This window comes from Arthrobacter sp. 05L44, from assembly GCF_056397605.1.
Genome location: NZ_JBFTNS010000001.1, coordinates 1,014,836 through 1,039,551, shown reverse-complemented (window position 1 = coordinate 1,039,551; position 24,716 = coordinate 1,014,836). Strand labels below are relative to the sequence as shown.

At 69.2% G+C, this 24,716-nt stretch carries 21 protein-coding genes; 13 read left to right on the top strand and 8 right to left on the bottom strand.

Going from position 1 to position 24,716, the window contains the following annotated elements:
• Positions 1-82: 82 nt before the first annotated feature.
• The 6 genes from AC1DHY_RS04855 to AC1DHY_RS04830 all read left to right on the top strand — a co-directional run bounded on the left by AC1DHY_RS04855 (position 83) and on the right by AC1DHY_RS04830 (position 5,643).
• Positions 83-541 (top strand): hypothetical protein, encoded by a 459-nt coding sequence (locus AC1DHY_RS04855; protein WP_476903232.1) that lies wholly within the window; start codon positions 83-85, stop codon positions 539-541.
• Positions 542-858: 317 nt separating this feature from the next.
• Positions 859-2,718: a molecular chaperone DnaK gene (gene dnaK, locus AC1DHY_RS04850; RefSeq protein ID WP_476878791.1), complete on the top strand. Its 1,860-nt coding sequence runs from the start codon at positions 859-861 to the stop codon at positions 2,716-2,718.
• A gap of 2 nt (positions 2,719-2,720) precedes the next feature.
• Positions 2,721-3,386 carry a nucleotide exchange factor GrpE gene (locus AC1DHY_RS04845; RefSeq protein WP_476903231.1) on the top strand — a complete coding sequence of 222 codons (666 nt, stop codon included), beginning with the start codon at positions 2,721-2,723 and terminating at the stop codon, positions 3,384-3,386.
• 171 nt (positions 3,387-3,557) lie between these two features.
• Positions 3,558-4,538, top strand: a complete 981-nt coding sequence (locus tag AC1DHY_RS04840) for a DnaJ C-terminal domain-containing protein (RefSeq protein ID WP_476903230.1) — start codon at positions 3,558-3,560, stop codon at positions 4,536-4,538.
• A gap of 10 nt (positions 4,539-4,548) precedes the next feature.
• The gene (locus tag AC1DHY_RS04835) at positions 4,549-4,974 is read left to right on the top strand and encodes a heat shock protein transcriptional repressor HspR (RefSeq protein WP_476878794.1); all 426 of its coding nucleotides are present in this window, start codon (positions 4,549-4,551) and stop codon (positions 4,972-4,974) included.
• A 270-nt stretch (positions 4,975-5,244) separates the two neighbouring features.
• Entirely contained in the window at positions 5,245-5,643 is a 399-nt protein-coding gene (locus tag AC1DHY_RS04830) for a hypothetical protein (RefSeq protein ID WP_476878795.1), read from the top strand.
• Positions 5,644-5,697: 54 nt separating this feature from the next.
• On the opposite strand, the gene AC1DHY_RS04825 is transcribed toward AC1DHY_RS04830, so the two are convergent.
• The gene (locus AC1DHY_RS04825) at positions 5,698-9,120 is read right to left on the bottom strand and encodes a DEAD/DEAH box helicase (RefSeq protein WP_476903229.1); all 3,423 of its coding nucleotides are present in this window, start codon (positions 9,118-9,120) and stop codon (positions 5,698-5,700) included.
• Between the two features lie 163 nt (positions 9,121-9,283).
• On the opposite strand from AC1DHY_RS04825, the gene AC1DHY_RS04820 reads away from it, so the two are divergent.
• Positions 9,284-10,183 carry a DMP19 family protein gene (locus tag AC1DHY_RS04820; RefSeq protein WP_476878586.1) on the top strand — a complete coding sequence of 300 codons (900 nt, stop codon included), beginning with the start codon at positions 9,284-9,286 and terminating at the stop codon, positions 10,181-10,183.
• Here the strand turns inward: AC1DHY_RS04820 and AC1DHY_RS04815 are convergent.
• Complete coding sequence (locus AC1DHY_RS04815) at positions 10,180-10,731, bottom strand: COG4315 family predicted lipoprotein (protein WP_476903228.1); 552 nt, start codon at positions 10,729-10,731, stop codon at positions 10,180-10,182. The genes AC1DHY_RS04820 and AC1DHY_RS04815 overlap by 4 nt on opposite strands.
• Positions 10,732-10,882: 151 nt before the next feature.
• On the opposite strand from AC1DHY_RS04815, the gene AC1DHY_RS04810 reads away from it, so the two are divergent.
• Positions 10,883-11,383, top strand: a complete 501-nt coding sequence (locus AC1DHY_RS04810) for a sigma-70 family RNA polymerase sigma factor (protein WP_476878588.1) — start codon at positions 10,883-10,885, stop codon at positions 11,381-11,383.
• Positions 11,380-12,078, top strand: coding sequence for an anti-sigma factor family protein (locus AC1DHY_RS04805; protein WP_476878589.1), 699 nt, complete (start codon positions 11,380-11,382; stop codon positions 12,076-12,078). Before AC1DHY_RS04810 ends, AC1DHY_RS04805 begins: the two co-directional genes overlap by 4 nt.
• A 16-nt stretch (positions 12,079-12,094) precedes the next feature.
• On the opposite strand, the gene AC1DHY_RS04800 is transcribed toward AC1DHY_RS04805, so the two are convergent.
• Both AC1DHY_RS04800 and trmB read right to left on the bottom strand, forming a co-directional pair.
• On the bottom strand, positions 12,095-12,913 hold the full coding sequence (locus tag AC1DHY_RS04800) for a DUF1206 domain-containing protein (RefSeq protein ID WP_476878603.1): 819 nt from the start codon (positions 12,911-12,913) through the stop codon (positions 12,095-12,097).
• Between the two features lie 162 nt (positions 12,914-13,075).
• A complete protein-coding gene (gene trmB, locus AC1DHY_RS04795) occupies positions 13,076-13,999 on the bottom strand; it encodes a tRNA (guanosine(46)-N7)-methyltransferase TrmB (protein ID WP_476878590.1) in 924 nt (307 codons plus the stop codon).
• A gap of 104 nt (positions 14,000-14,103) precedes the next feature.
• Between trmB and AC1DHY_RS04790 the strand changes: the two genes are divergently transcribed.
• Positions 14,104-15,345 (top strand): MFS transporter, encoded by a 1,242-nt coding sequence (locus AC1DHY_RS04790; protein ID WP_476878604.1) that lies wholly within the window; start codon positions 14,104-14,106, stop codon positions 15,343-15,345.
• A gap of 83 nt (positions 15,346-15,428) precedes the next feature.
• On the opposite strand, the gene AC1DHY_RS04785 is transcribed toward AC1DHY_RS04790, so the two are convergent.
• Positions 15,429-16,718, bottom strand: coding sequence for an MFS transporter (locus tag AC1DHY_RS04785; RefSeq protein WP_476878591.1), 1,290 nt, complete (start codon positions 16,716-16,718; stop codon positions 15,429-15,431).
• Positions 16,719-16,742: 24 nt separating this feature from the next.
• The gene (locus tag AC1DHY_RS04780) at positions 16,743-18,002 is read right to left on the bottom strand and encodes a M20 metallopeptidase family protein (RefSeq protein ID WP_476878592.1); all 1,260 of its coding nucleotides are present in this window, start codon (positions 18,000-18,002) and stop codon (positions 16,743-16,745) included.
• 151 nt (positions 18,003-18,153) lie between these two features.
• Here AC1DHY_RS04780 and AC1DHY_RS04775 point away from each other — a divergent pair, with 151 nt between their 5' ends.
• The 3 genes from AC1DHY_RS04775 to AC1DHY_RS04765 all read left to right on the top strand — a co-directional run bounded on the left by AC1DHY_RS04775 (position 18,154) and on the right by AC1DHY_RS04765 (position 22,930).
• Positions 18,154-19,185 carry an Lrp/AsnC family transcriptional regulator gene (locus tag AC1DHY_RS04775; protein ID WP_476878593.1) on the top strand — a complete coding sequence of 344 codons (1,032 nt, stop codon included), beginning with the start codon at positions 18,154-18,156 and terminating at the stop codon, positions 19,183-19,185.
• Positions 19,186-19,271: 86 nt separating this feature from the next.
• Complete coding sequence (locus AC1DHY_RS04770; RefSeq protein WP_476903227.1) at positions 19,272-20,690, top strand: MFS transporter; 1,419 nt, start codon at positions 19,272-19,274, stop codon at positions 20,688-20,690.
• Between the two features lie 341 nt (positions 20,691-21,031).
• Positions 21,032-22,930, top strand: a complete 1,899-nt coding sequence (locus AC1DHY_RS04765; protein WP_476878595.1) for a DEAD/DEAH box helicase — start codon at positions 21,032-21,034, stop codon at positions 22,928-22,930.
• An 80-nt stretch (positions 22,931-23,010) separates the two neighbouring features.
• On the opposite strand, the gene AC1DHY_RS04760 is transcribed toward AC1DHY_RS04765, so the two are convergent.
• Both AC1DHY_RS04760 and AC1DHY_RS04755 read right to left on the bottom strand, forming a co-directional pair.
• Positions 23,011-23,661 carry an MBL fold metallo-hydrolase gene (locus AC1DHY_RS04760; protein WP_476878596.1) on the bottom strand — a complete coding sequence of 217 codons (651 nt, stop codon included), beginning with the start codon at positions 23,659-23,661 and terminating at the stop codon, positions 23,011-23,013.
• A 20-nt stretch (positions 23,662-23,681) separates the two neighbouring features.
• The gene (locus AC1DHY_RS04755; RefSeq protein ID WP_476878597.1) at positions 23,682-24,692 is read right to left on the bottom strand and encodes an aldo/keto reductase; all 1,011 of its coding nucleotides are present in this window, start codon (positions 24,690-24,692) and stop codon (positions 23,682-23,684) included.
• Positions 24,693-24,716 lie beyond the last annotated feature (24 nt).

Below are 24,716 nucleotides of genomic sequence, written 5' to 3'. Positions count from 1 at the left end.
CCCCCTGTTGCCTCCCGGCGGCGCTCGATAGACTGCGACTGCGCCCGAGCGGGCGCCCGAGGCTTGCAGGAGGGATCCAAACATGTCTGACAACAGTGGGTTTGATCAAACGCCGGCAGAGAAGAAGCACCAGGCCACCCCGGTACCGGCCTCCGCCGACGAAGCGGCAGCCGAAGGCGACGCCGGCCAGTACGTCGAGGGCGACTACGGGCTGGCGGGTGTCGCGGGGGAGAACCCGGCCGGGGCGCCCGAGGGCGAGTATCCGGAAGGCGACTACGGCAGGGCGGGCGTCGCGCCCGGCACCACGGTGGGAACTGAAGAGGGGGACTACCCCGAGGGTGACTACGGCGCGGCCGGTGTCGACACCCCGGAGGCCCCCGTCGTCGAGGAGGGGGACTACCCCGAGGGCGACTACGGCGCGGCCGGGGCCACCGGTCCCCGCCGCTCGGGACGGCTCGGTGGCGACACTCGCGACGGCGACGCGCGCGATGGCGCCGCACGGGCAGACGAGGCCCGCGATGCGGGCCGCGACGGCCAGTAAGGTCCGGCACCGCTAACCAGGCACCGTTCACGCACAGCGAAATCCCCTCCGGGGTTGTTGTGCCGTGCCAAGAACCACGAAATGCCGCGGGTCCGGGCCTGCCCGCGGGAGCGCGAGGTTTGTCGGCGACAAAGTTGAGCGAGGGCGACTCAACTTTGGATTGACATCTATTTCCGGCTGAGTAAAGTTGAGTGCAGAGCGCTCAATAGGTGGGCGCGCCCCGTCGTCGACGGGCCCGACCCCCGGCTAATGCCTGGGAGCGGGCCGCCGCCCGGTGGTCGGGGCAGCAAGTTTCCACGGAAAGAAGGAAGCACCACATGTCACGTGCAGTAGGTATTGACCTCGGAACCACCAACTCCGTCGTCTCCGTTCTCGAAGGTGGCGAGCCCACCGTTATTGCCAACGCCGAGGGTGGCCGCACCACGCCGTCGGTTGTTGCCTTCTCCAAGTCCGGCGAGGTCCTGGTCGGCGAGATCGCCAAGCGCCAGGCCGTCAACAACATCGACCGCACCATCGCGTCCGTCAAGCGCCACATGGGCACCGACTGGAACGTCGCGATCGATGACAAGAAGTACACCGCGCAGGAAATCTCCGCGCGCATCCTGATGAAGCTGAAGAACGACGCCGAGTCCTACCTCGGCGAAAAGGTCACGGACGCCGTGATCACCGTTCCCGCGTACTTCAACGACGCCGAGCGCCAGGCCACGAAGGAAGCCGGCGAAATCGCGGGCCTCAAGGTCCTGCGCATCGTCAACGAGCCCACCGCGGCCGCCCTCGCCTACGGCCTGGACAAGGGCAAGGAAGACGAGCTCATCCTGGTCTTCGACCTCGGCGGCGGAACCTTCGACGTCTCGCTCCTCGAGGTTGGCAAGGACGAGGACGACTTCTCCACCATCCAGGTCCGCGCCACCGCCGGTGACAACCGCCTCGGCGGCGACGACTGGGACCAGCGCGTTGTGGATTACCTGCTGAACCAGCTCAAGGTCAAGGGCATCGACCTGTCCAAGGACAAGATCGCCCTGCAGCGCCTCCGCGAAGCCGCTGAGCAGGCCAAGAAGGAACTGTCCTCCTCCTCCAGCACCAACGTCTCGCTCCAGTACCTCTCCGTCACCCCTGACGGTCCGGTGCACCTGGACGAGCAGCTGACCCGCGCCAAGTTCCAGGACCTGACCAAGGACCTGCTGGAGCGCACCAAGAAGCCGTTCCACGACGTCATCAAGGAAGCCGGCATCAAGCTCTCCGACATCGACCACATTGTGCTCGTCGGCGGCTCCACCCGTATGCCCGCTGTCTCCGAGCTGGTCAAGGAACTCGCCGGCGGCAAGGAGCCGAACAAGGGCGTCAACCCGGATGAGGTCGTCGCCGTCGGCGCCGCCCTGCAGGCCGGTGTCCTCAAGGGCGAGCGCAAGGACGTGCTGCTGATCGACGTCACCCCGCTGTCCCTGGGCATCGAAACCAAGGGCGGTGTTATGACGCACCTGATCGAGCGCAACACGGCCATCCCGACCAAGCGCAGCGAAACCTTCACCACCGCTGACGACAACCAGCCCTCCGTGGCGATCCAGGTCTTCCAGGGCGAGCGTGAGTTCACCCGCGACAACAAGCCGCTGGGCACGTTCGAGCTGACCGGCATCGCTCCGGCCCCGCGCGGCGTCCCGCAGGTCGAGGTCACCTTCGACATCGACGCCAACGGCATTGTGCACGTCTCCGCGAAGGACAAGGGCACCGGCAAGGAACAGTCGATGACCATCACCGGCGGCTCCAGCCTCTCCAAGGAAGACATCGACCGGATGGTCCGTGACGCCGAGGAGCACGCTGCCGAGGATAAGGCCCGCCGCGAGGCGACCGACACGCGCAACTCGGCAGAGCAGCTCGCCTACTCCGTGGACAAGCTGATCGCCGACAATGCCGACAAGCTGCCCGAAGAGGTCAAGACCGAGGTCCAGGCCGACGTCGACGCCCTCAAGGCAGCCCTCGAAGGCACGGACGACGCCGTCGTCAAGACCGCGTTTGAGAAGCTTCAGGCTTCCCAGACCAAGCTCGGCGAGGCCATCTACGCGCAGCCCGGTTCCCCCGACGGCGCCGAAGGCGCACAGGGTGCCCCGGCCGGCGAGCAGGCCGCCGCGGACGAAGACATCGTTGACGCCGAGATCGTTGACGAAGACGAGAAGAAGTAACCATGCCGCACCACGGTAACGAAGAAGAGCACGGCGCTTCCGGGGACCGCCGCGACAACCGGGACGAGAGCCAGAAGCCGGTGATCCACGACAACCGCAAGGTTGATCCGAAGACCGGCGAGGCCCGCCATCCCGACCAGGAACGTGCCGCTGCCGGGGAAGCCGAGTCCGGGGACGCACTGTCCCAGGCCGAGGACATCCTCAACAGCGTGGACGTCCCGGCCGCCGATTCGGTGGCGCAGGGCGTGGGAGCCGGGGAGGCGGAGGAACTGAAGAACGACCTCCGCCGCCTGCAGGCCGAGTACGTCAACTACCGCAAGCGCGTCGAGCGTGACCGCGCGGTGGCAGGGGAGATGGCCGTCATCGGCGTCCTGAACGCCCTGCTTCCGGTGCTGGACGACGTCGACGCCGCCCGGCAGCACGGCGACCTCGCCGACGGCCCCTTCGCGGCGATTGCCGCCAAGCTGGAGAATGCGCTGAAGACCTACGGTCTGGTGCGCATTGATGAGACCGGAGTGGAGTTCGACCCCACGATCCACGAGGCCCTCATCCAGCAGCCCGGCGCCGACGTCGAAACCGACACGGTCAGCCAGGTCCTGCGCTCGGGCTACAAGTCCGGCGAACGGGTCCTGCGCGCCGCCCAAGTGATCGTGTCTGTTCCGGCGTAGTCACCTTCGCCTTCGCGGATGAGGGGGCCCCGCCCCTACGCGTGGCGGCTATGGTCCTGCGGACCACAGCCGCCACGCTCCGGCAGGCCCGAAGCCACTCCCGGGCCCCCTCATCCGCTACGGCGAACAGCGGTAATCTCGCCTTAACGCTTTTTTTGAAAGGAAACGCCATTGGCTAGCCAGGACTGGGTGGACAAGGACTTTTACAAGATCCTTGGTGTCGCCAAGGACGCTTCCGACGCCGACATCAAGAAGGCCTACCGGAAGCTGGCGCGGCAACACCACCCGGACACCAACGCCGGGGACACCGCGTCGGAGAAGAAGTTCAAGGACATCTCCGAGGCCTATTCTGTGCTTTCCGATGCCGATGAACGCCAGCAGTACGACGCCATCCGTGCCATGGGTGGCGGCGCACGCTTCGCCCCCGGCGCTCCCGGCGCGGCGGCTGGTGGCGGCTTCGAGGACCTCTTCGGCGGCCTCTTCACCGGCGGCGGCGGACGCCACTCCGGCAGCTACAGCACCGCCGGCGGCATTCCGCCCGAGTTCGCCGACCTGTTTGGTGGCGGCGGCTATGGCGGCGGCGGACAATCGTTCCAGCGCGGCCCGCAGAAGGGCGCAGACCGCACCGCGTCGACCAGCATCTCCTTCGCCGGGTCCATCCGCGGGACCACCATCGGCCTGCGCGAACCGGACGGCGAAATCATCGACGTGCGGATTCCGGCCGGCATCAAGGACGGCCAGAAGGTCCGTGTCCGCGGCAAGGGCCAGTACGGCCCGGCAGGTAACGGCGACCTCATGGTCACCGTGTCCGTAAAGCCCCACGACTTCTACACCCGCGACGGCGACAACCTGCGCATCCACGTCCCGGTCACTTTCGCCGAAGCGGCCCTCGGTGCCGACATTGAGGTTCCGACCATTGACGGGGACAAGGTCCGGGTCCGTGTCCCGGCCGGGACCCCCGCCGGGCGGACCCTGCGGGTCAAGGGCCGCGGCGTCAAGCACACCAAAGCCACCGGGGACCTGCTGGTCACCATCGACGTCGCTGTGCCGAAAAAGCTGAACAAGGACGCCGAAGAGGCCGTGAAGGCCTTCGCGGCGGCCACCGCCGGCGAGGACGTCCGGGCCGGCCTGGCAGCCAGGGCCCGGTTGTAGGAGTCCTGGCATGGACATCGAGTTCGACCAGCCGATCTTCGTCATCTCCGTCGCCGCGGAACTGGCGGACATGCATCCGCAGACGCTGCGCCAGTATGACCGCCTCGGCATCGTCTCGCCCAGCCGGGCCCCGGGTAAGTCCCGCCGGTACTCGCAGCGCGATGTAAACATGCTCCGCGAGGTGCAGCGGCTCTCGCACGAGGGTGTCTCGCTGGAGGGGATCAAACGGATCCTGCAGCTCGAGAACCAGGTCGACGCCCTGCAGCGCCGCGTCGCCGAGCTGACCGACGAGCTCGGTCGGCGGCCCCGGTCCCTCGATTCCCGGATCTTCGCCGCCGGAACCGCGGGCGATGTCGTCAGCCTGGCCCGCGGCCAGCGCCCCCGGGCCCGGTCGCAGGCCCTCGTGGTGTGGCGCCCGGGAGCGCTGGACAAGTAGCGGGCCGTGCCGGACTGAGTACACGGGCGCAAAGTCACGTGGCGTTTGGGCCATAGTCGGGTACTGGAGGGTCGTGACTTCCCTCCCGCGCTGCCGGTTGAATTGACTTGGCAGCCAGCTGGCCGCCGGTACCAAGGTCTCAGTCTCGACGGTCTCAGTCACAACGTCTCAGCCCGGAGATGCCTGGGAACAAACTGTCGGGGGGCAGCACATGTTCACTTCCATTCCAGCCATAACGGCACACGTGGCCGCAGAGATCCCGGGCCGGCCATGAACACCGGGCTGCAGGCCGTCGCCTTCTTCGGGAACTCGCTTCCGGGGCTGCTGCTGCTCACGTTCGGTCACGTCGTGGTGGTCGCCTGCATGGGCTCGGACCTGGTGCGGGCCGTGTCCGTGCCGCGTTCGCGCCGCCGGTACGTCGCCAACACGGTGTTCCGGACCCTGGCGCTGCCGGCCGCCGTCAGCATGGGCGTGGCCGTGCTGGTCTACGCCGCATCCGGCGCCTGGGAACAGGTGGCCGGAGGCGTTTTTGTCCTGGTGGCCGTGATCTTCCGCTGGCACCACAGCACGGACGAGGACAGCTGGTGGACGGGCAAGGGCAAGGCGCTGGGCCGCTGGCTGCGCACGAACCTGGCGCTCCCGCCCCTGGTGGCCCCGGCCGCCGCATAAGTCAACGCCTGAACCGGTTGTGGAGCGCCGCCGGAAGAATTCCGGCGCGGGCCGTCAGTCGGTGAACAGCCCGGCCAGGTCCTCCGCCGTTAGGGCCCCGCCCGAGAGGGCATCGCCTTCCATCACGTCCGCGAACAGCTGGGACTTCTTGGCCTTGAGCGCCATGACTTTTTCCTCGATGGTGTCCTTTGCCACCAGCCGGTAGACCATCACGTTGCGGGCCTGGCCGATCCGGTGCGTCCGGTCCACCGCCTGCGCCTCCGAGGCCGGGTTCCACCATGGGTCCAGCAGGAACACGTAGTCGGCTTCGGTCAGGTTCAGGCCAAAGCCGCCGGCTTTGAGGCTGATGAGGAAGACCGGGGCAGCGCCGTTCTTGAACTCGTTGACGACGTCCGTACGGTTGCGGGTGCCGCCGTCGAGGTAGCAGAACTCGATGTCCTCCTCGACGAGGCGCTCACGGACCTTGCCGAGGAAACCGGTGAACTGGCTGAAGATCAGGGCCCGGTGCCCCTCCGCCACCAGATCCTCCAACTGTTCGAACAAAACGTCGAGCTTGCTCGAGCGCACCCCGGAGAGCGAAGGATCGATCAGCGACGGGTCCAGGCTGAGCTGGCGCAGCAAGGTCAGGGACTGGAAGATCGTGAAGCGGTTTTTGTTCACGTCCTCAATGAGGCCCAGGATCTTCTGCCGCTCGCGCTGCAGGTGCGTCTGGTAGACCTTCTGGTGCCGCGGGTTCAGGACCACCTCGAGGATCTGCTCCTGCTTGGGCGGCAGGTCGTGGATGACCTGCTCCTTGGTGCGGCGCATCATCAGCGGCCGGACCCGGCGCCGGAGCTTGTCCAGCTGCGCCTTGTCGCCGTTCTTCTCCACGGGCTTCTGGTAGTACTCGGCGAAGCGCTTCGGGCTGGAAAACAGCCCGGGCGCCACGATCGAGGTCAGCGCCCAGAACTCCATCAGGTTGTTCTCCAGCGGCGTGCCGGTGATGGCCAGCTTGAAGCTGGCGGGGAGCTTCCGCGCGCACTGGTATGCCTTGGACTGGTGGTTCTTGACGAACTGCGCCTCGTCCAGCACCAGGCCGGCCCACTGCTGCGCGGCGTAGGCCTCGTAGTCGATCCGGAAGAGGGCGTAGGACGTGATCACGATGTCGGCCCCGGCCATCGCCTCGGCGGGAACCGACCCGCTCTTAGCGAAGGTCTCGCTGATGGCCCGGACCGTGAGTCCCGGCGCGAACCGGGCGGTTTCGGCCTGCCAGTTGCCCACCACGCTGGTGGGCGCCACCACCAGGAAGGGGGCGCCGGCGGGCGCCCCGGCACCCGCGGCGTTGTCCGATGCCTCGGCGTCGGTGGCTTCCGCGGCGGTGACCTTGGCGGCGCAGATCAGCGCCAGCGCCTGCACGGTCTTGCCCAGGCCCATGTCATCGGCCAGCACCCCGCCCAGTCCGTGGCGGTAGAGGAAACTGAGCCAGTTGAAGCCCTCCAGCTGGTAGGGGCGCAGCTCGGCGTCGAGCGTGTCCGGAAGGGGAAGTCCTTTGACGCCACCTTCCAGCAGGCCGCCGACGGCCTCGCGCCAGGCGGCTGCCTGTTCGTCAACGATCCCCAGCTGCGCCAGTTCGTCCCAGAGGCCGGCCTGGAACCGGCTGATCTGCAGCGGCGCATCCTTGTTGTCCTGCAGCTCCCGGGCTTCCTCGATGAGCGCTCGGAGCTGGTGCAGTTCGGGCAGGTCCAGGGAGAAATAAGCGCCGCTGGGCAGCAGCATCTTCGTCTGGCCCGCGGCGAGGGCGGAGAAGACGGCGGCGAAGGACACCGGCTGGCCCTCGAGCGAGATCTGGATCCCCAAGTCGAACCAGTCCCGCTGGTCGGTGGCCTTGGTGGAGATGGACACCACGGGGGCTTCCTCGGCCTCGCGGTAGTCGGCGATCTCCCCGGCCGTGTCCACGGACACGTCCGCCAGTTCGCGCAGCGCGGGCAGGACCTCCTCCGTGAAGGCCAGGGTGTCCAGGCCGCTGAGTTCCGCCGACGCCGCAAGCCGCGGCGTGCCCCAGCCGCCGGTGGCCGACTCCCCGAGTTTCGGCACCACGTCCCAGGGCTGCCCGACGGTCTCCAGGATGCGCGCCTCGGCGGTGTCGTCGCGGTAGCCGTGGTCGCCGGGGTGCCGCCAGAGAGGCTGGGCGGTGACCAGGGTCCCGGCCTTGTAATGCCACTCCCAGTGCAGCCGGACCCGGTGGTCGGCGCCGTAGTTGGCCAGCAGGGACAGGGTGGGAACGGCCAGGGTGGGCAGCTCCACCGAGTCGTCCGAGGCCGTCACCCGGGCGCTCTGCTTCAGCTTGGGGTAGAACCCCGTGAGGAAGCGCCCTTCGTCCCGGGCCGGGATGTGCAGCGTGGTGCCGCCGGTGACGAACGTCAGCAGTTCCTCGCTGAGGCCGGACTCCAGGGGAGCGAGGGTGATCGCGGACTCGCCGGGGGCGACGCCGGGCAGCGCGCCGTCGTCGGAGGTCAAAAAGATGCCGTGCGCCGGCCGGCCGATGGTCCCCACCGACGCGGGATCAATCTCGGTGCCCTCCACCGTGATGGTGGGCGCGAGCGCCAGCCCGCCGTCGGCCTCACCGGCGCCGAACCGGGTCAGGTTGAGCCCGACGGCTGCCGGCTGGTCCGCCAGCCGCACGGGCTCGTCGCCGCGGCCGTGGACCAGGGCCACGCCGATCTTTCGGGCCTCGGCCAGCAGGCTCCAGAGGTTCCTGCCGGCGTACGTGTTGAGCCCAAGCCACGGGGCCGTCCCGGCGTGCTGGCGGTTCGCGACGGCGGTGTGCGAGGCGAGGAATTCCAGCATCCACTCGACGTGGGCCTCATTGCACTCGCGCCGGTAGTTGAGGTAGCTGAGGGTGTTCCACGAAACGTCCCCCCGGATCCACTTGCCCTTGGCCCCCATGATGACGGGCCGGGCCTTGAGCTGGCGGACGCTGCGCAGCGGGTCCCGGCGGCCGGTGTAGGAAAAGTGCGGCGCCGGTTCCTCGATCTCGAACTGCAGCGCCAGGGGAACACCGCTGGCGGTCGGGGTGCTGCCCGGCCGGGCAAGCAGCGGGCCCAGGGCCTGTTCCCAGTCCGTCAGCCCCAGTGCCGAGGGCTGGCGGGACAGCCGGGAGGATTCGGCCGGGGCGAGGAGCTGGACACGGGTTGCGGGGTTGTCTTCGGCAGCAAACAACAGCGCGGCAACGTGCTTGCAGTCCTTGCGGACCGGGCAGCTGCACACCCCCACCGTGCAGCTCCAGCCGCCGCCTTTGCGGACCAGCTTCGCCGTCGTCGAGTAGGGCACGTCTGCGCCGCCGCGGACCTTTCCGAGCATGAGCCCGGTGGCGGCGTCGAAGGAGATCCCGGAGACCCGGCTCCCCATGGCGTAGGCGAGTCCGGCCGCGAGGGAGCGGTCGTTGATCGCGGGAGTCTGTATTGCCAGTGCCGCACTCTCGTCCGGATGGGATGGCATGTGCGCACTACTTTCAGAAGTTGGTCATCTGATCCATCTTAACCAGCCAGGAGGGGCCCGGAAACTTCGCCTGACGTTCACCTCCCGCTGGGCCGGTACGGAACCGGCGGGACATACCGTGGAAAGGACCGGAGCAGCAATCACCACCACCGTGAGGAATTCCATGAGCACCAGCCTGACCTCGAGCCCGACCGCCACCGGCAACGCCCCGGTCCTGACCCGGGAGAGCCTCTCCGGCGGCAATGTGGACGTGGTGGATGCGAACGTCGACGTCGTCAACGCAATGTACGCCGAACTGCTCGACGCCGAGGAGATCGCCCCCAGCGCCCTGCGCAGCTACTACGTGGACTTCTACCTGACGCAGATCCTCGGCGGCGGATTCGCCCAGTACGTCTTCACCGTGCCGGAACGCGAAGAGATCGACACCTACGTCCGTGAGGGGCTGGCGGCGATGGGGGCAACCGCGCACCTGGACCTGTTCAACCGGAGCGCCGCCGCCTACGACTCGCTCTCCGAGGACGAGGCCGACGCCTACCTGGACGGGGACTCCCTGCTGGAGGCCGACGCCGGTGCGCCGCCGGTATCGGAGGGGGTCCAGCTCCTGGAACAGCTCGACGACGAATTCGAGCCCCTGCTGGAAACCGAGGACATTGTGGCCCTCAACGCCGCGTGGCTTCGCAGCCAGCCGGACCTCCTGGTCCTGGACGCGGACGAACTGGACCGGCACATCCACGAGCGGGTGTCCCGGATCCCGAACCTCGCCGAGCGCCAGGCGGAGGCGGCCGAGGAAGAGCTCGCCAGCGCGCCGGAATTCGAGCTGATCATCCGGGAACTCTGCGAGGTTGCGGGGCAGACCCTGCTGAAGATCACCATGGGCGACCCGAACTACGACCTCAACGGCGAACGGGTCCTGGCCTGGCACTTCACCACGGACCAGGGCGAGTTCCTGATGCTCGAGGATGACGACGAGGCCTACATGATCCACCCCGAGACCCGTGAAGTGGTGGCCGCCGTCGAGTTCGAGGACGAATCCGACGGCGGCCCGGAGGCTGCCGGGGCCTAGTACCCGCCGGTGGCGCCGGCGGTGATCATGTCGCCGGCAGGGTTCACCAGGTACCAGACGTTGCCGACGCCCTGGCCCGCGACGTCGCCGGGGGCACGGTCCTTGACGTAGTAGTAGACCGGCATCCCGTTGATGGTGACCTGCTTCTTGCCGTCCGGCGTGGCGATGGTTCCGATCTTTCCGGAGACGCCGTCCACCGCCGGGGTGGCGGAGTCGGTGAGCACCGGCGGCCACGCGGCGATGCACTGTCCGGTGCAGGCGCTGGTGCCGGAGTCCTTGGTGTCCTTGGTGAAGAAGTAGACGCTCATACCCTTGGCATCCACCACCACCTTCCCGGCGCTGGTGGAGGCGGTCTTGAGTACCGCGGCCGACGCCGGGGTGCCGGACCCTGCGGTGGCGGAGGTGGATGCCGGCGTGCTTGCCGCCGACGTGGCAGGCGTCGTTGCGGCGGCCGGGGGCGTCGTCGTGGTCCCGCTGCCCCCAGCACAGCCGGAAACGGCCACCGCGAGTGCGAGGGCGGACAGGGTGGCGCCGAAGTGCTTGGTCATTATTGGCTCCTTGGCTCGGTGCCGGCCATCTCGCAGTCCGGCTAGCTGTTACGACGGCGCCAGGTGAAGAATGGTTCAAAGAAGCTTTGTGAACTTTTTCGCCGGAACGTACGTCCTAGTGGGGCAGCAGCACTAAGCCCGGAGGTGTCGCATGCCGCTGGATGAAGACGTCGTGGCCGCGATCTACCGTGACCACGGGCCCGCCTTGCGGCGGTTCGTGCTGGGCGTCTGCCACGACCCGCAGCAGGCGGATGACGTCGTGCAGGAAACGGTGCTCCGCGTCTGGCAGCAGGCGCCGCAGATCACCGGCAGCCTGCGCAGTTACCTCTTCCGGACGGCCCGCAACATCATGATCGACAACTACCGCCGGGCGCAGCGCCGCCCGCGGGAGGCCGCGGAGCGGGATATGGCGGATCCCGCCGGGGCGGTGGAACGGGTCGATGAACTGCTCAACAGGGTCCTGATGGAGGAGGCCCTGCTGCGTCTTAGCTCCGAGCACCGGGATGTCCTGGTGGCCCTGCACTACCGCCGCTTCACCGTCCAGGAGGCCTCCGAACAGTTGAACATCCCGGCCGGCACCGTGAAGTCCCGCGCCTTCTACGCTGTCCGCGCCCTGCGGACTATCCTCGACGAAATGGGGGTGCAACAGTGAGCGGGCCCGATCTCCACCAGTTACTCGGCGCCTACCTGCTCGGCGGGCTGCCGCCTGCCGAAGCCGCGGACTTTGAACAGCACCTGGCCGGCTGCCGGGACTGCCGCCGCGAGCTCGATGAACTCGCCAGCCTTCCGGCGCTGCTGGACGCGGTCCCCGTGGCCGACGCCGTCGCCCTCACCGGGCCGGCCCGGGCCGTCCCCGCGTCGGCATCCCCGGCCGGGATACTCGCTGGCACCGTACCGGACGCTGTACCCCGGGGACTCCTCGCCGCGATCGCGGCCCGTCGGAGGAAAGCACGCGTCCTCTGGTCCGCGGCGGTGGCGGCCGCGGCTGCAGTGTGCCTGGCGCTCGGGTTCCTGGCCGGACCACTCCTCACGCCGCAGCCCAAGCCGGACGCCAGCTACTCCATCGCGGCCGGCAACGGCCTGCAGGTCACGGTGGGCCTGGTCAAGAAGACGTGGGGCACCGAACTGGCGGTCGAAGGCAGGAGCATGCCGGTGGACGGGACCCTCTCGCTCTGGGTGAAGGGCCGGGACGGCGGTGAGGACCGGGCCTGCGCGTGGACGGCAACGCCCAGCGGCAAGGTCCGCATCACCGGGGCCACCCCGCTGCAGCTGGCCAGCATCGCGAGCCTTGAGATGCGCGACGGCCGGCAGCAGACGGTCGCAGTGATTACGGTTCCGCGCCCGTAGGTCCGGGCGCGGGGGCCTACATCCGGCCGAGCCGGGCCCGGACGGCCAGGAAGATCCCGTAGCAAATCAGGCCCGCGCCGACGGCCGCCAGCATGTACACGCCCAGCGGCTGGTCGCGCAGTGCCTTCAGGCCACCGTCGAGCCCGGTTGATTCTGCGGGGTTGGCCTTCACTGTCGCGATGATAATCAGCAGGCCGGTCAGCAGCAGTGCCACACCCTTGGCGGCGTAGCCGGCGATGCCGGCGACGGTCACCCCGGTGCGCGCCTGCTGGTTGGATGGCAGCCGGATGTATTTGAGGAACGACTTCCGGAAACCGCGGATGGCGTAAACCACTCCGGTGATGGCGACGGCGGCTCCAATGACGATGAGCAGCAGGATTCCGCCGGGCGCCTTCATCAGCTGCACGGTCAGGTCGCTGGTGGAGCGCCGGTTGTCGGCGTGGGTGCCCAGGGCCACCGAGATCAGGCTGATGGCGAAGGCGGCGTAGACCACGGCCTGCAGGGCGGCCTTGAGTTTCTTGCCGACCTTCTTTTTGGTGGGCAGGTGGCTGAAGTCGAAAATGGCGTCGCTGGTCTGCCAGAGGGCAAGCGCCACGCAGGCGACGAAGGCGCTCCACAACAGCAGCGGGCCGCCCGGCTGCCTGGCGAGTTCCGCCACAGCGCCGCTGACGTCGGCCTGCCCCCGCCCGCCCATGGCGAGGCGGATCGCGACAAGTCCGATCAGGAAATGCAGGATGCCGGAGACGGCGAAGCCTGCCCGTGCCGCGTATTCCAGCGGCTTGGAGTTGGTGACTTCCTCGGCGACGTCCGCGGCGCCTTTAAGTTCTTCTTTGATGGTCGGTCCCTCGCGTTTTCTGGCTGTGCTCTCGCCGGCGCGCCCTCGTCCGCCGTGCGTATCCGGTAATCGTGCCACGGGAATCCGCCGCGGAACAGCACCTTGGAAGCAGCTGTTGTCCGGGTGTGCCCTGGCCTCGGCCGGCCCGGCCGTCGGCTGGTCTCAGCGGCGCCGGTAGCAGAGGTCGAAGATCATCCGGCCGGCCTCGTGGGCCTTGCCCTCGAAGCTTGTCAGGATCCGTCCGTCGAACCGGGGCGCCCAGCCCCCGGTCCCGTCCACACCCTCATTGGGCCCGGTGTGCTCGGTGCTGACCGGGGCCCGGCCTTCCTTGACCGGGGCGCCGCCCACCACGGATTCGACGCCGGACTCCCAGACCTGGGTCAGCGGGCTGTCATCGCCGCTGCGCTCGCCTTCATGGAGGTTCTCGAAGTCCACCGAGTTGGCCAGGACCTCGCGGACGTGGACAGCGTAGTTGGACCAGTCGGTGGCGATCCGCCAGATGCCGCCGGGTTGCAGCGCCCGGGCGGCGAGGTCGGCGAAGGCCGGCTGGATGAGGCGGCGCTTGTGGTGCCGGGACTTGTGCCACGGGTCAGGGAAGAACACCCAGAGTTCGGTGACGGAGCCCTGCGGCAGCATGGTGGCGAGGACCTCGGGGGCGTTCGCTTCGACCACACGGACGTTGGTCAGCCCGCGGCTGTTGATCTTGATGAGGGTGTTGGCCAGGCCGGGGGTGTAGACCTCCACGGCCAGGAAGTCCTTGTCCGGGTTTTCCTCGGCGGCGTGGCAGACGGCGTCGCCCAGGCCCGAGCCGATTTCCACGATCAGCGGGGCCTTCCGGCCAAACTCCGCCTCGGCGTCGAACACGTAGTCGGGGTGGACGGAGGTGTTGGCGATGTGCCGCGGCACGTCGACCGCCCACCGGTCCGAGTGTTCCTCCCAGGCCGCCTGCCGGCGCCCCTGGAGCCGGGTGCCGCGGCGCACGAAGCTGACCGGCCGGCCGCCGTAGGTGCCGAAAGAGGCCTGGCTGCCGGGTGTCACCGGGCGGGGGCCCTCGGGCGTTTCGGGGGATTCTGGGGTTTCACTCATCACGTCCAGAATACGGGGATCCTTTCGGCGCTGCGCGCTCCGCCTGCCAGAATGGGACCGTGACAGCACCGAAGAACGCGCCCGGCCCGCGTGCCCGCCAGCCGCTGCAGGCGGACACCCTGGTGGACGCGGAGATCGACGATGTACCCGCCGCGGAGCCCACCGTGCTGGGCAGCCGCCGGTCACTCGCCTATCTGGGGGTGTGCCTGGTGCTGATCGGGTTGAACCTCCGCACTGTGTTTTCCAGTTTCGCGGCGGTGCTCCCCGAGGTGAGGGTCGACGCCGGCCTGCCGGGCTGGGCGGTCGTGGCACTGACCACCGCACCGGTGACGCTGCTGGGCCTCTTCGCCCCGCTCGCGCCCGTGCTGGCCAGACGGTTCGGGGCCGAACGGGTGCTCCTAGGGGCGATGGCCGTGCTGACCGCGGGTCTGCTGCTGCGGCCGCTGGACGCGCCCGGCGCCGGCCACCTGCCCGCCCTCCTGCTCGGTACGGCGGCCTGCGGCGCGGCGATTTCGCTCTGCAATGTCCTGCTGCCCGGCCTGGTGAAACGCGACTTCCCGCACCGGCTGGGACTGATGGGCGGCCTGTACACCACGGCGATCTGCGCGTCCGCGGCGCTCGGCGCAGGTTTCACGTACCCGGTGTTCAGCGCAACCGGCCAGTGGACGGCGGCGCTGTGGTTCTGGGCGCTGCCCGCCGGCGTCGTTCTCCTGCTGTTCCTGCCCCTTGCCCTCAGCCAGCGGCACGGACGGCACCAGGCCGCCGCCGGCGGCGTCAACGTCTGGCGCTCGGCCGTCGCCTGGCAGGTGACCGGCTTTATGGTGCTTCAGGCCATGATGTCCTTCAGCGTCTTCGCCTGGCTGGCGCCCATCCTGCGTGAGCGCGGCGTCGACGGCGGCACCGCGGGGCTCATCGTGTCCGGCTCGATCGTGTTGCAGATGCTGGGCTCCCTGTTTGCGCCCGCGCTCGCCGCCCGGCTCCGGGACCAGCGCGCCATTAACACGGTGGTGGCGCTGATGACCGGCGGCGGGTTCGCCCTGAGCATCTTCGGACCCCTGGACCTGGTCTGGGTGTGGACCGGGCTGCTGGGCCTGGGCCAGGGCAGCCTGACGGCGGCGGCCCTGACCATGATTATGCTCCGCACCCGGGACGGCCATACCGCCGCGCATCTGTCCGGGATGATGCAGGGCGTGGGCTACGGCGTCGGGTCCGTCGGCACGCTGCTGGTGGGCCAGCTGCACCAGGCGACCGGATCTTTCGCCGCGGCGGGTGTCCTCTTCCTGGTGGTCGGATCCCTGGCCGGCGTGTTCGGTTACCGGGCCGGCCGGAACCGTTACGTCGGCTGACTAACCCGCATACCCCGATGCGCTATCACTTGTGGTTGTTCCGGGGCGTCCAGAACAGCCAAAAGTGATAGCGCAACCAGGGTTCAGGCGGTGAGGTCCTTGGCCTTCGTCTCCGGGATGGTGAAGACGCAGAGGGCGGAAATGACCAGCAGGATCACCGCGTAGACGTTGAACAGCTGCGGCATCTGCACGGTGGTGCCCAGCCACTGCTGGAGGTACGGTGCCGTGCCGCCGAACAGTGCCACGCAGATGGAGTAGGGCACCCCGACGCCCACGGTGCGGATGCTGGTGGGGAACAGCTCGGCGTAGACGGCCGGGACGATTGCGGCGCTCGCGGCGATGAAGATCAGCATGACGGACATGCTGACGGCCAGCTGCCAGGCGGAATCCTTCAGCAGCGCCGTCATCGGGAAGTGCATGATGCCTGCGCCGATCGCCCCGGACCACAGCACTTTTTTGCGGCCGATGCGGTCGGACAGCTTGCCCCAGAACGGGAGTGCGGCGATGAAGACGATGTTCCCGATCACGCCGGCCCACAGGGCTTCGCCGCGGTCGATCTTCAAAGCGGTGGTGGCGTAGCTGGGGGCGACGACGCCCCAGATGTAGTAGATCACCGTGAGGCCCACCGTCAGCCCAATTACCTGCATGGCCTGCTTGCGGTGCCGGACAATCTGCGGCCAGATCGGCGCCCGCTTCTCGGCCGAGGCCTCGCCTGCGAAGACGTCCGTTTCGTGCAGCCGGGACCGCATGATCAGGGCGTACAGGCCCATGGCGGCACCGATCAGGAACGGAATGCGCCAGCCCCACGCGTTCATCATCTCCGTGCTCAGGGCCATGTTCAGGACGGCGCCGAGCAGGGTCCCGAACAGGATGCCCACCGTGCCGGAGGTGTAGATCAGGGTGGCCCAGAAACCTCGGTGCTCCCGGGGCGCCATCTCCGAGAGGTAGGTCTGCGACGACGGCAGCTCGCCGCCGTGCGCCAGGCCCTGCACCAGGCGTGCCACGAGGAGCATCAACGAGGCCCAGGCTCCCACCGCCGCGAACGTCGGGGCGATGCCGATCATCAGGCTGCCCACCGACGCGAGGCCAACGGCCAGGGTCATGGACGCCTTGCGGCCGATCCGGTCACCGATCCAGCCGAACAGGAAGCCGCCGAAGGGGCGGGCGACGAAGCCGACGGCGAAAATCGCCAGGGTGGACAGGACGGCCGACGCCGGATCGGCCTTGCTGAAGAGCTGGCTGGCGATGAACGGCGTGAACGTGGCGTAAATCGCCCAGTCGTACCATTCGACGGCGTTGCCGATGCCGGTGCCGATGAGTGTCTTGCGGGTGGAGGTCCGGGGTGCCGTGGGCAGGGACGTCGTTGCAGTCATGGGGTTTCTCCGTTGAGGGGTGGGCTAGGAAAGGGCCGGAGCGGCGGCGCTGCTGCCCGGGCCGGAAGGAGCTGCGGCGGCAAGCGCGTCCAGCCGGGAAACGGCGAGCTCCGCGTAGAGGGCGGCGCCGTCGGCCAGCACGCCGTCGTCGAACGTGGCGTAGGGGGAGTGGTTGAACGCCGTGGACTTGTGGTCCGCGTCCCGGGGAACAGCGCTGAGGCCGATGAACGTGCCGGGGACCTCGGCGAGGACCCGCGAGAAGTCCTCGGAGCCGCTGAGCGGGGTGGCCCAGCGGGCGACCCGGGAATCGCCGAACAGGTTCTCTATGACGTTCTCCGCGGTGCGTGTCTCGTCCTCGTCGGTGATGGTGAGCGGGTATTCCTGCTGGTAGTCGACGTCGACGTCGAGCCCGTGGGCCGCCGCGATGCCTTTGAGCAGGCGCGGCACGGTGTCCATCATCTTCTGCCGGGATTCTTCGGAGAAGGTCCGGATGGTCGCCTCGATGCGGGCGGTCTCCGGGATGATGTTGCGTTTGGTGCCGGCCTGGAGCACCCCGACGGACAGGACGACGGGGTCGAACATGTTGAACTGGCGCGTGACCATCACCTGCAGCGCGGTGACCATTTCGGCGGCAGCGGTGACGGGGTCCTTGGCCGAGTGCGGGGCCGAACCGTGGCCGCCGGCGCCGAGGACCGTGACCGTCAGGCCGTCGGAGGCGCTCAGCATCACGCCGGGCTTGGTGCAGAACATGCCGTGCGGTTCGAGGGCGGAAAAGACATGCATTCCGTAAGCCGCATCCACACGCCGGCCCGGGGCGTCCAGGACGCCTTCGCGGATCATGTAGCTGGCCCCGTCGAACCCTTCCTCCCCGGGCTGGAACATCAGGACGACGTCGCCGGCAAGCCGGTGCCGGCGTTCGGACAGCAGGGTCGCCGCCCCGGTGAGCATGGCGGTGTGCAGATCGTGGCCGCAGGCGTGCATGGCCCCGTCGATCCGCGAGGTGTAGTCCACGCCCGTCTTTTCCTGGACCGGCAGCCCGTCCATGTCCGCACGCAGCAGCACGGCCGGTCGGGTATCGGCGCCGGCAGCCTCTCCGCGCAGGACCGCGGTGACCGACGTCGTATCCCGGCCGAGCGTGATCTCGTACCCGAGCCCGTCGAGGGCCTGCAGGACCTTCTCCTGGGTCCGGGGAAGCGTCAGGCCGATCTCCGGTTCGCGGTGCAGTTCGTGGCGGAAGCGGGCGAGGTCCGCCTGCATTTCCCGGGCGTCTGCGGTGATCGGCACAAGTTCTCCTCTGTGGTCTGTCCTGCCGGGTTCGGCCCGGCGTAGGCTTTCGTCTATTCTGAAGTGACCTGACTCACAGAGGCGGAAAGCCCTGAAAAAATGCAAAAAATGAGTCGTCCTGCAGATTTCGTGCACCACCAGAGGGAGACTGATGGAACTGAGCGAGGACGACCTTGCGCTGATCAACGTCCTGCAGATCGCGCCGCGCCTGAGCTGGGCGGACGCGGCGGAGGTGCTGGGGGTCCACGCCACCACGCTCGCCGCGCGGTGGGAACGGCTGCAGGCCGCGGGCGTCTCCTGGATCACCGCGCACCTGATCGGCGACCCGCACCAGATGTGCCTGGCGTTCGTCGCCGTGGACTGCGAAATGCACCGGCGCGCGGAGGTCACCGCCGAGCTCGCCGGCATGCCGGAAATCGTGACCGTGGAGGAGGCCGCCAGCCACCGGGACCTGATGCTGACCGTCATCACGCCCTCGCTGGACGACTTCAGTTCGAAGGTGATCTCGCGGCTGAAGGAAATTGACGGCCTGCTCAAGTACCAGACCGCCCTGTGCACGCGGCTGCACGCCAGCGGCGGCTCGTGGCGGCTCAATGTGCTGAGCAGGGCGCAGCAGGCCGCCGTGCGCGCCCTGGCCGGACCGGCGGCCACCGGGATTGCCCCGTCCGCGGCCCGGGACGAGCTGCCCGCCAGCCACCTGGCGCTGCTGCCGTACCTGGCCCGCGACGGCCGGGCCACCGCCGCGGACATCGCCCGCGGGCTGGGGCGTCACCCCGCCACGGTGCAGCGGCAGCTCAACCGGGTGCTGGCCAGCGGGATCCTGTCCTTCCGCTGCGAGGTGGCCCAGAAGCTCTCCGCCTTCCCCGTGACCTGCCAGTGGTTCGTCAACGTCCCGGCCGGCCGGCACGACGCCGCGGCCGCCGAGCTCAAGACCATGCGGAACGTGCGGTTGAGTGCGTCCACCACGGGCCCGACGAACTTCGTGATCATCATGTGGCTGCAGTCCCTGGCGGACGTGATGGGCATCGAGCTCGCGCTGCAGCAGAAGGTCCCCGGGATCGAGCTGGTGGAAAGTGTCATCATGCTCAGCACCGTCAAGCGGGTGGGCTGGATGCTGGCCCCGGATTCGCGCGCCAGCGGCGCCGTGGTGGTTCCGTCCCAGGGGCTCGACGGCGTGGGCTAGGTCCGCGGGGCCGGTGCCAAGGCGCCCGGGCTTGAGCCGTCCCGGCGCCCGCGTCGCCAGGGCGCCGCTCTTGTAGGCTGTGGCACGTGTCCCGAACTGACCCGCCCGTGCCGCGCGCTGACCCAGCGACCGAGGCTGCCGGCATCTTCCACCGCAGCTACCTGCTGGTGACGCTGGGTGCCCTGGCCCTCGTCTTCCTGGCGGCCTTCGAGTCCCTGGCGGTCACCACCATCATGCCGCTGGTCAGCCGCGAGCTCGACGGCGCCAGCCTCTACGCCCTGGCCTTCGCGGGCCCGCTGGCCACCGGGGTGATCGGGATGGTGGCCGCCGGCAACTGGTCGGACCGGTGTGGCCCGGTGGGCCCGCTGTACGCGTCCGTGGCGTTGTTCGTGCTGGGCCTGCTGATCGCCGGATTGGCCGGGACTATGGCCGCGCTCCTCGCCGGCCGGCTGGTCCAGGGGCTGGGCGGCGGCGCCATGACCGTGGCCCTGTACGTGGTGGTGGCCCGCGTCTACCCGCCCGTCCTGCACCCCAAGATCTTCGCCGCCTTCGCCGCGGCCTGGGTCATACCCTCGCTCGTGGGCCCGTTCGCGGCCGGGCTCGTGGCGCAGCTACTGAGCTGGCACTGGGTCTTCCTCGGCGTCGTCGGCCTCGTGGTTCCCGCCCTGCTGATGGTTGTCCCGGCGGTGCGCGGGCTGGCCGCCGACGGCGACGCCGCCGCCGAGCCGGCCGCCGCGCCCCGCAAGCCGTGGGACTACAGGCGTCTGGCCTGGGCCGCGCTCGCCGCCCTTGCGGTGCTGGGCCTGAACCTGTCCGTCGAGCTCCCGGCCGGCGGTTGGGCCCTGGCCGCCGTCGCCGTGGCTGTTGCCCTCGTGGCCGTCCGCCCCCTGGTTCCCCGGGGGACGCTGACGGCCCGCCGCGGGCTGCCCGCGGTCATCCTCGCCCGCGGGCTCGCCTCGGCCGCCTTTTTCGGCGCCGAGGTCTACCTGCCGTACCTCCTCGTGGACCGCTACCAGTTCTCGCCCACCTTCGCCGGCCTGACCCTCACCGGCGGAGCCCTCGCCTGGGCCGGGGCCTCCGCCATCCAGGGCCGGCTCGGCGCACGGCTGCAGCACCGCCGTGCGATCAGGATCGGATCGGCGCTGGTGCTGGGTGCCGTCGTGCTCGCGCTGGCAACCACCCTGCTGGGCTGGCCGCCGGCGGTTGCGATCACGGGCTGGATCTTCGCCGGCGGCGGGATGGGGCTGATGTACCCGCGCCTCAGCGTGATGACCCTGGCCCTGTCCACCAAGGACACCGAGGGCTTCAACAGCTCCGCGATGTCCATCTCCGATTCCCTTGGCGGCGCCCTGGCGCTGGCTGCCACGGGGATTGTCTTTGCGGCGTTTACGACGGCGGCGGGCCACGGCGCCGCGCCGTTCGCCGGGGTCTTCGCGCTCACCGCCGTGATCGGCGTCGTCGGCGTGGTGGTGGCGCCCCGCGTCGCCGCCACCGGCCCGGTCTAGGCGCCCTGCGGGGGTGCCCGGAAACGGGAGCTGGCCCGCAGATGATAGACTGGTCGGACTTGATGTGCAGTGATGCCCACTTTGGATTCGGTTGGCCAGTTCCAATTCGCCGGCCGGATCCCCTGCAGGATTCCTCCGGGACTCCGGCCGCAGGCGGTGGGCTTTATTCATGTGAGAGGCACATCCTGCGTCGATGAACGCGTTCTATTTGGTCCCGGCCGCCTGCGGAAGCCTGCGAGCAGCCCGGTTGACCACCTGACTTTTCTTCGGCGAACCCCTGGGCCAACCGGCACCGGGGGCCGATATCCGTACGGATACCGCCTGAAAGACCTTTGAAACATATGACTACTTTTGCTGCCCTCGGCACGCCCAAGGCCCTTGCCGACACCCTCACCGCCCAGGGGATCGAAACCCCGTTCCCCATCCAGGTCAAGACCCTCCCGGACACCCTGGCCGGACGCGACGTCCTGGGCCGCGGCCGCACCGGCTCCGGTAAGACCATTGCTTTCGCTATCCCGCTCGTCGCACGTCTCGCGGAGCGGGAAGCGGCGCACTTCCGCAAGCCCGGCCGCCCCATGGGCCTGGTCCTTGCACCCACCCGTGAACTGGCCACCCAGATCAACGCCACGATCGAGCCGATGGCCAAGGCCATGGGCCTGACCACCACCGTGATCTACGGCGGAATCTCCCAGGCACGCCAGGAGAAGGCCCTCCGCGCCGGCGTCGACATTGTCATCGCCTGCCCCGGCCGCCTCGAGGACCTGATCCGCCAGCGCATCCTGACCCTCGAAGCCGTCGAGATCACCGTCCTGGACGAGGCCGACCACATGGCCGACCTCGGCTTCCTCCCGGTGGTCAAGAAGCTGATGGACATGACCCCCAGCCAGGGCCAGCGCCTGCTGTTCTCCGCCACCCTGGACAACGGCGTGGACAAGATCGTCCAGCGCTACCTGTCCAACCCGCTGACCCACTCCGTGGACGACCCGCAGGCCGCGGTCACCACCATGGAGCACCACGTCCTGGTGGTCAACGACCAGACGGTCAAGAAGCAGCTGATTGTTGAGCTCGCCTCCGGCGCCGGCCGCCGGGTGCTTTTCATGCGCACCAAGCACCACGCCCGCAAGCTTGCCAAGACCCTGACCGACGCCGGCATCCCCGCCGTCGACCTGCACGGCAACCTGTCGCAGAACGCCCGTGACCGCAACCTCGCCGAGTTCTCCTCCGGCGACGTCCGCGTCCTGGTGGCCACCGACGTCGCCGCCCGCGGTGTCCACGTCGACGACGTCGAACTGGTCATCCACGTGGATCCGCCCACCGAGCACAAGGCGTACCTGCACCGCTCGGGCCGCACCGCCCGCGCCGGTTCCGACGGCACCGTGGTCACGCTGACCCTGCCGGAGCAGCAGTCCGACGTCAAGAAGCTGATGAAGGCTGCCGGCGTGGAGGTCAACTTCGAGCGCGTCACCGCCAACTCCCCGCTGGTCGCCGAACTGGTGGGCGAAATGGCCGACAAGATCGATCCGCGCACCCGCGCCGCGCTTCTGGCCACGAAAGCCAAGCAGCAGGGCGGCGGCACCTCCACCGGTGCCAACGCCGAGCGCAAGCGCGCCCGCCGCCAGGCTGCACCCACCGCCGGCGGCCGCGGCGGACGCGGTGGCCGGGGCCGGGTCTCCGCCGAGGCGCCCCGCACCGATCTTCCCCGCGCTGAGCGACGCGCCGTGGCTTACGAAGGCCAGGCCGCTGCCCGCAACGCCGCCGAGCGTGTTGCCGAAAAGAACCAGGACCGGGCCGACGCCGAGCGCGCCGAGCGCCGCAACGCCCGGGGCCGTGGCCGCACCACTGCCTACGCACACCACAACGATGTTCCCGCCGCCGGCGGCCGCGCCTCAGCCGGCCGTGGTGCGGACGCCCGTGTTTCCGAGGGCCGCGACGCCCGCGGGGCTTCGGCGGGCCGTGGAGCTTCCGCAGGCCGTGGCGGCTCTGCTCCCCGCAGTGGCTCCGGCCGCACCGGCACCACCTCCGGCGGCCAGCGCAACGGACGCCCGGCCACCGGCCAGCGTGCCGCGGCAGGCGCCAAGTCCGGCGGTTCCGCAGCAGTGTGGTCCTCCAACACCGGCGGCACCTCCGGCGGATCCTACGCAGGCGGCGGCAACGGCCGCTCCGGCGAAGGCCGTCCGGCACGCAGCGGCGGTCCCCGCCGCGCGTCGGCCCCGGCGTCGAACGAACGCCGCAGCCGCTAATCCCCAACCGCTCCCTAACCTCGCAAGCCGAGCTTGCGAGGCGAGGGGGCCGGTGGGGAGCACTCGATGAGGTTCGGGCCCTACCAGCCGCGGGCGCGCCACTCCTCCAGGTGCGGGCGCTCCGCACCCAGGGTGGTGGGCTTGCCGTGGCCGGGATGCACCACGGTGTCGTCCGGATACACCTCGAACAGCCGCTCGCTGACGTCCCGGATCAGCTGGGCAAACCGTTTGGGATCCTGCTGCGTGTTGCCCACACCGCCCGGGAACAACGAGTCGCCGGAGAAGATGTGGGCCGGCCCTTCCGGATCCTGGTACACCAACGCCACGGACCCCGGGGTGTGGCCCCGCAGGTGCACCGCGGTGACGTCGAAACCGTCGAAGTTGCCGACGTCGCCGTGGTCCAGCAGCACATCCACCGTCACCGGCAGTTCGGGGGCGTCGTCGGTGCCGGCCGCCGTCTTCGCGCCGGTGGCCGCCGCGAGGCCCGGCAGCGCACGGACATGGTCCCAGTGCTGGTGGGTGGTGGCGATCAGCGCCAGCTTCGGCGTCGCGGCCGTGTCCGCGGCGGCGTCGGCAAGCAGCCCCTGGATGGCGGCCAGGTCATCCGCCGCGTCGATCAGGAGCTGCGCGCCGGAGGCCTTCGCGGTCAGCAGGTACACGTTGTTGTCCATCTCGCTGACGGAAATCCGTCGGATGGTGATGTCACGTAACGAGTGAATAAGCGAGTCCATGGGCTTCAGTCTAGGACTGTCTATTCGCGGCCCTGGGAGACCCAGCTCGGGTCTGCGGCCCGGGATCCGACGACGGCGTCCGCCGCGGCGTCGAGCCTCTCCAGTTGCGCCGGGCTCAGGTCCAAAGCCAGGGCGCCCAGGTTCTCGTCGATCCGGTCCGCCTTGCGCGTGCCGGGGATCGGGACCACGGGCAACCCGAGCCTGCGGCCCTGCACAAGCAGCCACGCCAGCGCCACCTGGGCCGGCGTCGCGGGGTGTCCGGGGCTGCCGAGCTCGGCCGCGACGGACCGGACCGCGGCCACCACAGCCTGGTTGGCGTCCAGCGCGGTTTCGGCGAAGCGCGGAATGTTTCGGCGGAAGTCGTTGCTGCCCAGCTTCGAGGCGTCGACGGTGCCGGTGAGGAAGCCCCGGCCCAGCGGCGAGTACGGCACAAACCCCACGCCGAGTTCGGCCGCCGCCGGAACCACGTTGCGTTCCACATCGCGGCTCCAGATGGACCACTCGCTCTGGACGGCGGCGATCGGGTGGACGCTGTTGGCCTCGCGCAGTTCCTCGGCCGTCACCTCGGACAGCCCAAGGTGCTTCACCTTTCCGGCCTGCACCAGCCCTGCCATGGCCTCCACGGTTTCCACAATCGGAACGCGGACGTCACGGCGGTGCATGTAGTACAGGTCGATGGTGTCAGTGCCGAGGCGCGCCAGGCTGCGGTCCACGGCCTGCCGGACGTAGGCGGCGTCGCCCCGGATGTCCGAGTACCCGGTGGACGGCGTCCCCACGAGGGCGAACTTGGTGGCCAGCTGGACCTCACCCCGGCGCTCCTTGAGGAGCTGGGCGATCAGCTCCTCATTGCTGCCGCCGCCATAGATATCAGCTGTGTCGATGAAGCTCACGCCCGCGTCCACCGCGTGGTGCAGGGTGGCCAGCGCCTCGGCCGGATCTACCTCGCCATATACGGGGGTCAGGGCCATGCCGCCGAACCCCAGGGGACTGACGCTGAGGCCGTCGCCGAGCTGGACTGATGCTGCCGTCATCTTGGGTCTCCTGTTCGCTGCCGG